Source organism: Azospirillum halopraeferens DSM 3675 (assembly GCF_000429625.1).
Lineage (GTDB): Bacteria > Pseudomonadota > Alphaproteobacteria > Azospirillales > Azospirillaceae > Azospirillum > Azospirillum halopraeferens.
In genome coordinates, this window is the sequence record NZ_AUCF01000006.1 from 70,986 (window position 1) to 83,699 (window position 12,714).

The 12,714-nt window shown below is 69.0% G+C and carries 14 protein-coding genes; 12 read left to right on the forward strand and 2 right to left on the reverse strand.

Annotation, left to right across the window (positions count from 1 at the left end; genetic code table 11):
* Positions 1–2 precede the first annotated feature (2 nt).
* The 7 genes from G472_RS31975 (at position 3) to ychF (ending at position 6,035) form a co-directional block, all read left to right on the forward strand.
* Positions 3–443 carry an acyl-CoA thioesterase gene (locus G472_RS31975; RefSeq protein WP_051340576.1) on the forward strand — a complete coding sequence of 147 codons (441 nt, stop codon included), beginning with the start codon at positions 3–5 and terminating at the stop codon, positions 441–443.
* A gap of 120 nt (positions 444–563) precedes the next feature.
* Entirely contained in the window at positions 564–980 is a 417-nt protein-coding gene (locus G472_RS0108180; protein ID WP_169732792.1) for a bacteriohemerythrin, read from the forward strand.
* 180 nt (positions 981–1,160) lie between these two features.
* Positions 1,161–2,096 (forward strand): ribose-phosphate pyrophosphokinase, encoded by a 936-nt coding sequence (locus G472_RS0108185; protein WP_029007990.1) that lies wholly within the window; start codon positions 1,161–1,163, stop codon positions 2,094–2,096.
* A gap of 112 nt (positions 2,097–2,208) precedes the next feature.
* Positions 2,209–2,811, forward strand: coding sequence for a 50S ribosomal protein L25/general stress protein Ctc (locus G472_RS0108190; RefSeq protein ID WP_029007991.1), 603 nt, complete (start codon positions 2,209–2,211; stop codon positions 2,809–2,811).
* Positions 2,812–2,981: 170 nt separating this feature from the next.
* Positions 2,982–3,557: an aminoacyl-tRNA hydrolase gene (gene pth, locus G472_RS0108195; protein WP_029007992.1), complete on the forward strand. Its 576-nt coding sequence runs from the start codon at positions 2,982–2,984 to the stop codon at positions 3,555–3,557.
* A 135-nt stretch (positions 3,558–3,692) separates the two neighbouring features.
* Positions 3,693–4,832: a GGDEF domain-containing protein gene (locus tag G472_RS31980; protein WP_051340577.1), complete on the forward strand. Its 1,140-nt coding sequence runs from the start codon at positions 3,693–3,695 to the stop codon at positions 4,830–4,832.
* A gap of 102 nt (positions 4,833–4,934) precedes the next feature.
* The gene (gene ychF / locus G472_RS0108205) at positions 4,935–6,035 is read left to right on the forward strand and encodes a redox-regulated ATPase YchF (RefSeq protein ID WP_029007993.1); all 1,101 of its coding nucleotides are present in this window, start codon (positions 4,935–4,937) and stop codon (positions 6,033–6,035) included.
* Here ychF and G472_RS0108210 read toward each other — a convergent pair.
* Positions 6,025–7,182, reverse strand: coding sequence for a hypothetical protein (locus tag G472_RS0108210; RefSeq protein WP_029007994.1), 1,158 nt, complete (start codon positions 7,180–7,182; stop codon positions 6,025–6,027). The two genes, ychF and G472_RS0108210, sit on opposite strands and share 11 nt — an antisense overlap.
* A 68-nt stretch (positions 7,183–7,250) precedes the next feature.
* Positions 7,251–8,288, reverse strand: a complete 1,038-nt coding sequence (locus G472_RS0108215; protein ID WP_156927042.1) for a hypothetical protein — start codon at positions 8,286–8,288, stop codon at positions 7,251–7,253.
* A gap of 235 nt (positions 8,289–8,523) precedes the next feature.
* On the opposite strand from G472_RS0108215, the gene G472_RS39730 reads away from it, so the two are divergent.
* From G472_RS39730 to sufB, 5 genes are all read left to right on the forward strand, one after another.
* Positions 8,524–9,243 carry a hypothetical protein gene (locus G472_RS39730; RefSeq protein WP_211100160.1) on the forward strand — a complete coding sequence of 240 codons (720 nt, stop codon included), beginning with the start codon at positions 8,524–8,526 and terminating at the stop codon, positions 9,241–9,243.
* Entirely contained in the window at positions 9,240–9,662 is a 423-nt protein-coding gene (locus G472_RS0108225; protein ID WP_029007996.1) for a phage holin family protein, read from the forward strand. Before G472_RS39730 ends, G472_RS0108225 begins: the two co-directional genes overlap by 4 nt.
* 58 nt (positions 9,663–9,720) lie before the next feature.
* A complete protein-coding gene (locus tag G472_RS31990) occupies positions 9,721–10,455 on the forward strand; it encodes a hypothetical protein (RefSeq protein ID WP_051340579.1) in 735 nt (244 codons plus the stop codon).
* A 214-nt stretch (positions 10,456–10,669) separates the two neighbouring features.
* Entirely contained in the window at positions 10,670–11,143 is a 474-nt protein-coding gene (locus G472_RS31995; RefSeq protein ID WP_035691621.1) for an SUF system Fe-S cluster assembly regulator, read from the forward strand.
* A gap of 61 nt (positions 11,144–11,204) precedes the next feature.
* Positions 11,205–12,689 carry a Fe-S cluster assembly protein SufB gene (gene sufB, locus G472_RS0108240; RefSeq protein WP_029007997.1) on the forward strand — a complete coding sequence of 495 codons (1,485 nt, stop codon included), beginning with the start codon at positions 11,205–11,207 and terminating at the stop codon, positions 12,687–12,689.
* Positions 12,690–12,714: the final 25 nt, after the last annotated feature.

Genomic DNA, 12,714 nt, shown 5'->3' on the forward strand with positions numbered 1-12,714 from the left:
CGGTGGAAACGACCTCCCTGCCCGGCCCCCTGGTCCTGCCGCGAACGGTGCGGTGGGGCGATTGCGACCCGGCGGGCATCCTGTATACCCCGCGCGTGTTCGACTACATGGCGGAGGCGGTGGAGGTCTGGTTCCGCGACGTCGCCGGAATCGCCTGGATGGCGCTGATCCGCGACGGCCGGCACGGCGCGCCGACGGTGCACACCTCCTGCGACTACCGGCGCCCCATGGGCCCCGACCTGCGCATCGGCGTGACCGTGGAGCTGGAACGCATCGGCCGCTCCAGCCTCACCTTCCGCATCGTCGGCGACGACGACGGCGGCCGGCGCTATTTCGAAGGGCGTCTGGTGTCCTGCCTGACCGACCTGAAGGCCGGCCGCGCCGTCCCGATCCCCGACACGATCCGCACCCGCGCCGAAGCCTACCGCGCCGCGTCCGCCTGAGCCGAGCCGGGCACGTTTGTTTCGTTCGTGTAAGCAAATATCCGTTGCCGGCTCCCCGCACGATTCGGTTACAATACGTCGCAAATGGCGGCGAATGGTGCCGGCGGGGAGGACGTCGCGATGATCGGATGGCATGAGAAGATGTGCATCGACCACGGCGGGCTCGATGCCGACCACCGGGAACAGCATGAACTGATTCGCCGCTTCGTCGCCGCGCCGCCGCTGGACGAGGAGCGCGATCCGGCGCTGTCCTATCTTTATGCCCTGCGCATCGCCTCGAAGCGTCATTTCGCGCGGGAGGAAGCGGTCCACCGTGCCGTCCGCTATCCCGAAGCGCGGGAGCATGCGGACCAGCACCGGCGCCTGCTGGCCATGCTCGACGACATCATCCAACAGATCGAGCAGCGGGATTCTCCTTTTCAATACGGCTACCTCAAGGGCAAGGCCGACGAAGTTCTGCAATTTTGGTTCCTCGACCACCTGGCCAGAGACGATCTCAAATTGAAGAAATACGTCCTACGTCCGGTGCGCGCCTGAGGAACGCGGCGGTAGCCGCGTTCGCGCCCTCCGGCGGCAAGCGCCCCGATCAACGGGGCGTCATAGAACGTTTACAGGACCGGAGGCCTTTGTTATCGTCCGCCGCGATTTCAGGGGGCGTCGGCGGCACCATCCGCCGGGCCCGATACCCGTTTCCCTATCCAAAGAGAGCCGACCGCGATGAAGGTGCTTGCCGGCAACAGCAACCGTCCGCTGGCCGAGGCCATCTCCACCTGTCTCGGCGTGCCGCTGACCAAGGCCAGCATCCGCCGCTTCTCGGACATGGAGGTGTTCGTCGAAATCCTGGAGAACGTCCGCGGCGAGGACGTGTTCGTGATCCAGTCGACGTCGTTTCCGGCAAACGACAACCTGATGGAACTGCTGGTCACCATTGATGCGCTCAAGCGCGGTTCGGCCCGGCGCATCACGGCGGTCATCCCCTACTACGGCTACGCCCGGCAGGACCGCAAGACCGGCCCGCGCACGCCGATCTCGGCCAAGCTGGTGGCCAACCTGATCACCATGGCCGGCGCCAACCGCGTGCTGACCATGGATCTGCACGCCGGCCAGATCCAGGGCTTCTTCGACATCCCCCTGGACAACCTGATGGCCGCCCCGGTGTTCGAGAAGGACATCAAGGAGACGCTGGGCAAGGGTGACGAGATCACCATCGTGTCGCCCGACGTGGGCGGCGTGGTGCGCGCCCGGTCGCTGGCCAAGCGCCTGGACGCCGACCTCGCCATCATCGATAAGCGGCGCGAGCGCGCCGGCGTGTCGGAGGTGATGAACATCATTGGCGACGTGGTCGGCACCCGCTGCATCCTGGTGGATGATATCGTGGATTCCGGCGGCACCCTGTGCAACGCTGCGGTCGCCCTGATGGACGCGGGGGCCAAGTCGGTCAGCGCCTACGTCACCCACGGCGTGCTGTCCGGCGGCGCCGTCGCCCGCATCGCGGTGGCGCCCATCGAGACGCTGGTCAGCACCGACAGCATCCAGGCGACCGAGGCGGTGCGCGTGTCGCGCAACATCCGCCAGTTGACCATCGCTCCCCTCATCGCCGAGGCGATCATGCGTATCAGCGAGGAGCGGTCGGTCTCCAGCCTGTTCTCGTGACGTCCGGGGCCGTTCCGGCCCCTTGACGCGCGGCACGCGCGGGCGTACACACGCCCACCTCACGAGCGCCAGCACCCCTGGAGGCTGGCGCCTTTCGATTCAGGAGTTGACCATGACCCAAGTGATCGCGCTCTCCGCCGAGTCGCGTGCCCGGGCCGGCAAGGGGACCGCCCGTCAGGCCCGCCGCGACGGACGCGTTCCCGCCGTGATCTACGGCGGCAAGCAGGCCCCGGTGATGATCTCGCTGGAAGCCCTCGCCTTCAACAAGATCCTGCACCAGCCGGGCTTCTTCACGCACCTGTTCGACGTCACCGTCGACGGTGCGACCGAGCGCGTCCTGCCGCGCGACGTGCAGTTCCACCCGGTCACCGACGTGCCCCTGCACGTGGATTTCCTGCGCGTCTCCAAGGACACCACGATCTCCGTCATGGTGCCGTGCGAGTTCGTCGATCAGGACCAGTCGCCGGGCCTGAAGCGCGGCGGCGTGCTGAACATCGTGCGCCACGAGGTCGAGGTGACCTGTGCCGCCGACAACATCCCGGAGCACATCACCATCTCCTGCGCCGGCTTCGACGTGAACGACTCCATCCACATCTCCTCCGTGACCCTGCCCGAGGGCGTGCGCCCGGCCATCACGGACCGCGACTTCACGGTGGCGACCATCGCCGCCCCGTCGGGCCTGAAGTCCGAAGCGGCGGAGGCGGCCGAGGGCTGATCCGCGGCGTCCGAAGGACGCCGGTCTCTTCGCCCGCAACCGCGGACGATCCGGCGGCACCGGCCTCTCCCCGAGGCCGGTGCCGTTTCGATTCCGGAGGGCCGCAGCCAAGGCGGTTGCCCCGGCATCGGAGCGGACGGTATCTGTCCCGTGCACGCAAGGAGGAATGGATGCTGCTGCTCGTCGGACTGGGGAACCCCGGCGCGGATTACGCCCGCCACCGCCACAACATCGGCTTCATGGCGGTGGAGGAGATCGCCCGGCGCCACGGCTTCGGCCCGTGGAAGCGCCGCTTCCAGGGGCAGACCGCCGAGGGCACGGTGGCCGGCGACAAGATCCTGGCGCTGGAACCGTTGACCTACATGAACCTGTCCGGCCAGTCGGTCGGTGCCGCCCTGCAATTCTTCAAGCTGAAGCCCGAACAGGTGATCGTCTTCCATGACGAGCTGGACCTGCCCCCCGGCAAGATGCGGATGAAGAAGGGCGGCGGCCACGGCGGCCACAACGGGCTGCGCTCCATCGACGGCCACATCGGCAAGGACTATCACCGGGTGCGACTCGGCATCGGCCATCCCGGCGACAAGAACCTGGTGTCCGGCTACGTGCTGCACGACTTCGCCAAGGCGGACAAGGTCTGGCTCGACCCGCTGCTGGACGCCTGTGCCGACGCGTTCCCGCTGCTGGTGCAGGGTCAACCGGAAAACTTCATGAACAAGGTGGCGCTGGCCACCGGACCGGCCAGGTAATCCTGCCGGGACGGGCTGCCGAAAAGCCTGATTGCGCCGTTCAGTTACCGGGCTACCATACTGCCTTTCCCACATGGGGACAGCACCGACCGGACCGCCCGCCGGCAGCCGGTTCGTCATCGGGGACCGCCACCGTTGAAGCGCCTCAACGAGGTCGAACGCAGATTGGCCGAACGGGTGCACCGCCGGGTAACGGCGTGGACCGATTCCGCCGGGGACCGCGGCCGCTACCGCTCCGGAAACCCGGTGCTGCGCCGGCGCTACGCGCTGGCCGAGGCCATCCTCGTCGGCGGTATCCTCATCAACGCCGCGTTCGTTCCCTTCGACCTGTTCATCACCGGCTATCTGGTGCACGCGGTGTGCGAGGCCGCGGCGGCAGCCGGGCTGCTGGGCGCGCTGGCAGCGATGCGCCGGACCGGGCGCATCGACCGCCCGATGCTGGCCGCGTCGCTGATCGTCGCCATCACCATGCTCGTGATCGTGTTCACCGGCAGGGCCATCGACTCGGTGCTGGTGTGGGTGCCCCTGTTCCCGGCCATTCCCGGATTCCTGCTGGGCGTGCGGCGCGGGCTGTACGTCACCGGGGCCTTCTACACCGTGCTGTTCGCCGGGCTGATCCATTCCGTGATGATGGGCGGGCCGCAGGGGTTCAACTGGGTTTCCGTGACCAGCGCGGCCGGTGCGTCGCTGGTGACCACGGTGCTGGTCTTCTATTACGAGCTGAGCCGCTCCGACGTCTTCCGCCACCTGGAACAGGCGGCCAACACCGACCCGCTGACCGGCGCCCTGAACCGCCGCGGTTTCCAGGACCGGTTCGACGCCGAACTGGCGCGGGCCCAGCGCACCCGCACTCCCATCAGCCTGCTGATCCTGGACGTCGACCATTTCAAGCGCATCAACGACGAATACGGCCATGACACGGGTGACGCGGCGATCCGCCATCTCGCCAACCTGCTGAAGGCCCACACCCGGCGCAACGACGTGGTCGGCCGCCTGGGGGGTGAGGAGTTCGCGCTGGCCCTGTCCGACGCGGCCCTGCCGCAGGCCCGGCTGGTGGCGGAAAAGCTGCGCCGGCTGGTGGAGGCGACGCCGCTGGTGCTGCCGGGCGGCACGCCCCTCGTGCTGACCGTCAGCATCGGCGCGGCGGAGGTGACGGACGAGGCCAGCCAGTTCCGCACCCTGTTCTCGATCGCCGACCGCCGGCTCTACGCCGCCAAGAAGGCCGGACGGAACCGCGTGTGCATCGGCGACGCGGCGGTGGAAACGGCAGGATGACGGCCGGGGATGCGGCGCGCCGGGCACTTCCCATTTGCGCTTTGGCGGCGCACATAGGATAACACGCCCCGTCCGGACCTAGACGAATCGAAGATCTTTCCCATGGGTTTCAATTGCGGCATCGTCGGCCTGCCCAACGTCGGCAAATCGACCCTGTTCAACGCCCTGACCGCCACCCAGGCGGCGGAGGCGGCGAACTTCCCCTTCTGCACCAAGGAGCCGAACGTCGGCCGGGTCGGCGTGCCCGACCCGCGGCTGGAGCGGTTGGCGGCCATCGCCAAAAGCCAGAAGATCATCCCGACGCAGTTGGAGTTCGTCGACATCGCCGGGCTGATCCGCGGCGCCTCGAAGGGTGAAGGGCTGGGCAACCAGTTCCTCGGCAACATCCGCGAGGTGGACGCCATCATCCATGTGCTGCGCTGCTTCGTGGACGATGACGTCACCCACGTGGAGGGCGGCGTCGACCCCCTGCGCGACGCCGAGGTGGTCGAGACCGAGTTGATGCTGGCGGACATGGAGAGCCTGGAACGCCAGCTCACCAACCTGCAGAAGAAGGCCAAGGGCGGCGACAAGGACGCCAAGGTGCGTGCGGAGCTGATGGAGCGCGCCCTCAAGGTGCTGCAGGACGGCAAGCCGGCTCGCGTCGTTCCCGTATCGGCCGAGGAGGAGCCGCTGTTCCGGCAGTTCATGCTGCTGACGGCCAAGCCCGTCCTCTATGTCTGCAACGTGGAGGAGGCGTCGGCCGCCACCGGCAACCGCTTCTCCGAACTGGTGGCCGCCAAGGCGGCGGCGGAAGGTGCTGCGTGCGTTGTGATCTCCGCCGCCATCGAGGCGGAGGTCGCCCAGCTCACCGATCCGGCGGAGAAGACGGAGTTCCTGGAGTCCATGGGGCTTGAGGAAACCGGTCTGAACAAGCTGATCCGCGCCGGTTACGGCCTGCTCGGCCTCATCACCTTCTTCACCGTGGGGCCCAAGGAGGCGCGCGCCTGGACGCTGACCAAGGGGTCCACGGCGCCGCAGGCGGCGGGCGTCATCCACACCGACTTCGAGCGCGGCTTCATCCGCGCCGAGACGATCGACTATGACAGCTACGTCACGCTCGGTGGCGAGCAGGGGGCAAAGGACGCCGGCAAGATGCGCCAGGAAGGCAAGGAGTACGTCGTCCACGACGGCGACATCTTCCACTTCCGCTTCAACGTCTGATCGCATCCCGCACGGCGCGCACGCGGATCACCAGGGTGCCCGCCTCGGCTTTCAGGCCGAGGCGGTCGAAGGCGGCGCACAGGTCTCCCGCCTGGGACAGCAGCAGGTCGCGCTCGGGCTCCGTCGGCGCGTTCAGACGGTCCGCCAGGTCGACCGACAGCCGGGTCATCCGCGTGCGCAGCGTCCGTTCCACATCGTCGAGCAACTGCGGCCTTGCCCCGTGGTCCAGGTGGGCGGCGATTCGGCAGACGCATTCGAGCTGCCGGACCAGACTGGGAAAGAAGCGCTCACGGCCCGGCCGGCCGGCGGCGGCGCCCAGCATCTGGATCAACGCCTCCCCCAGCCCGCCCAGCGTGCGCAGGAACTCGTCCAGGGCCTTTTCGTCGGCAGTCATGACGAAGGCGGTCGGCTCCTCCTCTCCCGCCACCAGAGAGTCCAGCACCCGCAGCGTCACGACGATCAGGTTGTCCACCTGCGACACCACGCCGGCGTTGTCGAACAGGGACATCAGGTCGCGCTGTCGGAGGAACACCTGCATGGTGGCGGTGGCGCGGGTCAGCGTCACGCGGGCGAGCCGCCGCGACAACTGCCGGATGGCGTCCTGCGCCGGCCGGTCGCCCAGAACCTCCGCCATCCAGCGCAGCCCCTCCAGCCGCAGCAGATCGGCCGACAGGGTGGCCAGGTCGGGATAGTCGCCCTGTTCCAGCAGCACGGTGACATCGGCCGTGCAGGTCCGTGCCTGCGCCAGGATCGCCCTGGCGACGGCGAACCGCTCCGCCCGCACCGCGTGGTTGATGCCGGGCGTGCACAGCAGATCGTCGAGCGCCCGGAACGCTTCGGCGCAGGCGAGCGCGCTCGGGGCTCCCGGCTCCGCCTCCCGCCGCTCCACCCCGGCGACGATGCGTTCGCGCAGCGCCGGCAGGAAGACGGTCCGCACGGCCGGCTCCAGCACGCGGGCCAGGCGCTCGCGCGCCGTCAGCGGCGGCTGGCCGGCAAGGACGGTGACGCTGTAAGGGCCGGTTTCCGGCAGCGGCTGCGGCAGATGCGGGCCGGCCAACCGCAGGATATGGCGGATCCCCGCCTGGTCGAGGTCGCCCAACCGATCGGCGATCGCGATCGCGTGGCGCTCGACACCGATTCGTCCCATCGCCGCTCTCCGCTGGCTGCACACCCCGCCGGTCTGCACCGTTCACCGGCCAGCCCGTAGTCCTGCCGTCACACCGTGAGGTTGATCGACGGCAGGACTACGGGCGCCGCAACGGAAGCGTTTCCGCCCGCCGCCGGCAGGGCGGCGATGAGATCACCGGCCGTCAGCCCGCCCTCCAGGGCGGCGCCGCGCAGGACGTTGACCTCCTCCTGCGCGTCGGCGACGACTTTGTCGTAGTCGTCGAGCTGCTTGCGCCGCTGCCGGCGCCGGCTTTCGTCGAGATCCGACTCGTTGGCGGCTTTGGCGTCGGTCAGCGCGTTGCGGACATGGCCCAGCACCGCCTCGACGCGGCGGCCGAAGGCGTCGGCCTCCTTGTAACGGGCCAGCTTCAGGTCGTTGTCGCCGATCATCCGTCCCATCAGGTCCCCGGCGGAGGACCCGGCGGGTGGCGGCGGCAGGCCCGGCATCACGCCGGCAAGCGCCTGCGCCATCGCCGCGGTCTCGCCGTGGGGCGGTTCCTCGGGGACGGGGGCGGCGGAAGCGGCCGGAGCCGCCGCGGCGCCGGAGCCGATGCGCACCTCCACCGACGTTTCCACCGACGCGATGGTGAGGGTCGTGACCGACGTCTCCCGCACCGTCTCGACGACGCTGATCCCGTGGACGCCGCTCCCGGTGGCGCCCTTCCCCATGGACGCGGCGGCCGACACGCCGCTGGCATACGCCTTGGCGGCACGCCCGGCCTCGCGGGCGAGCTGGGCGGCCTCGCGGGCCAGATCCATGACCTTTTCCCGGTCGCCACGGGCGGCGGCCAGACGCATTTCCGCCCGCAACTCCTCCAGCCGTCGCTCCACCTCGGCGAGGCGCTGTTCGGCATGCGCCTTGGGATTGGCGATCCGCTTGGCCTCTTCCATGGCGCCCATGGCGGCGTTGGCGTTGCGCACGTCCTTCGGCGCCATGCGGAACGGCAGGGCGGCGTTCCACTGCTTGTCGGCAAGCTGCTGCTGCACGGTCTTAGGTCCGTTCAACCCGTCGTCGTACTTCGACGCCAGCCGGAGGCGATAGACGCTCGCCTGCATTTCGCCCGGCAAAGAGAAGATTCCGCTCATGCCGCCCTCCGCCCACCCGGACAGGTTTTATCATGCTCTCCGGATTCGCTGAAGATTTCGTTTAGGCCACCGCACTACGGAACGGAGCGGCCACCCCGTATGCCCTTGCCTTTCGGACAGGCATGCTCCGGAACCCCCTCCCCGGCTCCGTGTTAACGCAACGAGTTTTCGCGTGGAGGCGCGGAGCGGCGTGTCCTCGCCCCACCGCTACGAAAAGTCCGTGAGGAGGAGCAGCATGGCTAGGCGCGACACGTCCGACACCGGCGGGGCCGAACGGAAGGCCCGAGAGACGATGGACCGGGTGGAGCATGAAGCGGATCGGGTGCGCCGCCGGGCGATGGAGCAGGGCCAGCACATGGCCGGCACCGCCCGCGAGCGCATCCGCAGCCTGTTCGAGCAGCAGTCCCACCGCGCCGCCGACCAGCTCGGCGGCGTGGCGCACGCGCTGCACCAGGCCGCGAACCAGCTCAACGACGAGAACCAGGGTGCGGCGGCCCGCTACGTCGACCACGCCGCCGAGCGGGTCGAGCGGGTGGCCGACACCCTGCGCGAGTCGAGCGTCGACGACCTGGTCGGCATGGTGGAGGGCTATGCCCGCCGTCAGCCCGAGGTCTTCATCGGCGCCGCCTTCGCGGTGGGCTTCCTGTTCGCCCGCTTCGTCAAGAGTTCCGGCGACCGCCGCGGTTACGAGGGCGGGTCGATGCGCCGGAGCGCGTCCGGCGCGGGCGCCTACGGCACCTATGCCCCGGCCGGGGCGGGGGCCGGTTCCGGTTCGGGCTACCGCGGCGACACCTCGCGCGGCTCCGGTGCCGCACCGGACGTGGGTTCCCGCGCCTACGCCGGGACCACTCCCGGAACGGCGGCCGCCGGGCCGGCGCCCAAGGCGGGCGTTCCCGACGAAACCCTCGGCGCCACGCCGGCGGCGGGTGCCAAGCCCCAGGGGACGATGCCATGAGCTACGCCGAGGATCGCAACTACGACCGGAACCCGCGCGCCGATCGTTCGGTGGCCGGGCTCTTCACCGACCTGGCGCGCGAGACGTCCAACCTCGTTCGCGCCGAGGTGGCGCTCGCCAAGACCGAGGTGTCGCAGAAGGTGGGAGCCGCGGCCGGCGGCGTGGTGCTCCTGGCGGCCGGCGGGATGATCGCCTTTGCCGGGTTCCTGTACCTGCTGGCCTCGGCGACCATTGCCCTGTCGGCCGTGGTGGCGCCCTGGCTGGCCGCGCTGATCGTCGGCGGCGTCGTGGTGCTGGTCGGTGTGATCTTCATGCTGTCCGGGCGCAAGCGCCTGAAGCCGGAGAATCTCCAGCCCGAACGGACGATCCGCACGCTGCAGGACGACAAGCGCTGGGCCCAATCGCAGCTCAGCCGGTAACGCCCGGCCTCCCGCCGGCCGCAACGGACCCGCGCACATCAGTACGGAGACCATCATCATGCGTTCGACCAAGACCACCTATTATCCCGGCTCCTACGACGTGGACGATCACCGCGGCGGGTGGGCCGACACCATGCGCTCCAACCCGATCCCCCTGGCGATGATCGGCCTCGGCATCGGCTGGCTGGCCCTCACGGGGTCCGGCTATGACCGCCGCATCGCCCACAGCGACATGGTGCGTCGTGCCGGCTCCACCGTCCGCCATGCCCGCGACAGCGTCTACGGTGCCGCCGAGCATGCCTACGAACGGGCCGGGGACACCCTGCGTCAGGCCGGGGACCGCGCCGGCGACACCATGAACCGGGCGCGCGGCATGGCCGGCGGCACCGGCGGCGCCGATGCCGCCCACGGCATGGGTGACCGCATGGGCGAATACGGCCACGAGGCGGCGGGCCGCGCCCGCTCCATGGCCGGCGGCTTCTGGGACATGGTCGACGACCACCCGCTGGTCGCCGGCGTGATGGGTGTGGCGCTGGGTGCGGCGCTGGGAGCCAGCATCCCGTCCACCCGTTACGAGAACCGCTGGGTCGGCGATTACGCCGACGAGGTCTATGACCAGGCCCGCCACTTCGCGCAGGACGCCATCGACCGCGGCACCCGCGCCGCCAAGGCGGCGGTGGAGACCGCGCGCGACGACGTCAAGGAAGCCGTGGCGGACGTCCGGGAAGCCGCCCGCGATGCCGTGGCCGACACCAAGAACGCGGCCAGGGAAGAGGCGAAGAAGCCGTCCTGACGCGCCGCGCCCGTTCCGGACCAACGGCCCCGCGCGCGCGCGGGGCCGTTTCCGTTGGGGACGGCGCGACATATCGCCGCTACCCAATCCGTACTGTTCCGGTCTAGAATGCCGGCGGCCCAATACCCGATGCTTTCGCTTGACTTTCCGCCGGGCTTGACCACCTAATCCGTACCGGATTGGTCCGGATTGAACCCCGGTTTGGAAAGCGGCGATGATCCGTCTGAGCAAGCTGACCGACTACGCCATCGTGGTGATGAGCGAGATGGCGCGCACCAGGGGCGCGGTCCACACCGTGCCGCACCTGGCCGACCGCACCGGCGTGCCGGCGCCCACCGTCGCCAAGCTGATGAAGACGCTGGCTCCGGCCGGGCTGATGACATCCCACCGCGGGGCGTCGGGCGGCTATGCGCTGGCGCGTCCGGCGGGGGAGATCACCATCGCCGACATCGTCACGGCGCTGGACGGCCCCATCGCGCTGACCGCCTGCGTCGAGGGCGCCGACGACCAGTGCGGCGTCGAGAGCCTGTGCCCCATGCGCGGCAACTGGGAAAAGATCAACGGCGCCATCCGCACCGCGCTGGAACAGGTGACGCTCGCCGACATGATGACGCCGGCCTGGTCGCCGCCGCCCGGCGAACCGCCGCCGCCCCGTCGCACGGCCGCCGCCGCGGCCCGCCCGGGGTGACCGGCCCGCACGCACCGGGCACCCCTCCGCCGAGCTGACACGTTTAGGAGCACGACAGACCATGGCCGCCACGCACGAGACCGTCGAGCAGGTCCGCGCCCTTGCCGAGCAGAAGTACAAGTACGGCTTCACCACCGACATCGACGCGGAAACGGCGCCCAAGGGCCTGAACGAAGACATCATCCGCTTCATCTCCGCCAAGAAGGAGGAGCCGGAGTGGCTGCTGCAATGGCGCCTGCGCGCCTTCGAGGCGTGGAAGACCATGCAGGAGCCGCATTGGCCGAAGCTGGACTATGGTCCCATCGACTATCAGGACGCCTATTACTACGCGGCGCCCAAGCTGAAGAACAAGCCGAAGTCCCTGGACGAGGTGGATCCCGAGCTGCTGCGGACCTATGAGAAGCTGGGCATTCCGCTGAAGGAGCAGGCGATCCTGGCCGGTGTCGAGGGTACCGAGGGCCAGGCCCCGGCCATCGCGGTGGACGCGGTGTTCGACAGCGTGTCGGTGGCGACCACCTACAAGGCCAAGCTGGAGGAGATGGGCATCATCTTCTGCGCCATCTCCGAGGCCGTCCACAAGTGTCCGGAGCTGGTGCAGAAGTACCTTGGCTCGGTCGTTCCCTACACGGACAACTTCTTCGCGACGCTGAACTCGGCGGCCTTTACCGACGGCTCGTTCGTCTACATCCCCAAGGGCGTCCGCTGCCCGATGGAGCTGTCGACCTACTTCCGCATCAACCAGGCCAACACCGGCCAGTTCGAGCGCACGCTGATCATCGCCGACGAGGGCAGCTACGTCTCGTACCTGGAGGGCTGCACCGCGCCCCAGCGCGACGAGAACCAGCTTCACGCCGCGGTGGTCGAGCTGGTGGCGCTGGACAACGCCACCATCAAGTACTCCACCGTGCAGAACTGGTATCCCGGCGATGCCAACGGTGTCGGCGGCATCTACAACTTCGTGACCAAGCGCGGCGCCTGCCGCGGTGTCAACTCCAAGATCTCGTGGACGCAGGTGGAGACCGGCTCGGCCATCACCTGGAAGTACCCGAGCTGCATCCTGCAGGGCGACAACTCGGTGGGCGAGTTCTATTCGGTCGCCATCACCAACAACCGCCAGCAGGCGGACACCGGCACCAAGATGATCCACATCGGGAAGAATACCCGATCGACCATCGTGTCCAAGGGCATCTCGGCCGGCCGGGCGCAGCAGACCTACCGCGGACTGGTGAAGATCCTGCCCCGCGCCGAGGGCGCGCGCAACCACACCCAGTGCGACAGCCTGCTGATCGGCGACCAGTGCGGCGCCCACACCGTGCCCTACATCGAGAGCCGCAACCGCAGCGCCCGCGTCGAACACGAGGCGACCACGGCCAAGATCAGCGAGGACCAGCTTTTCTACTGCCGCCAGCGCGGCCTGTCGGAAGAGGACGCGGTATCACTGATCGTCAACGGCTTCTGCAAGGAAGTGCTGAAGGAGCTGCCCATGGAATTCGCCGTGGAGGCCCAGAAGCTCGTCGGCATCAGCCTGGAAGGCAGCGTCGGCTGACCTCCGTCTCACAAATCGCTGGCAG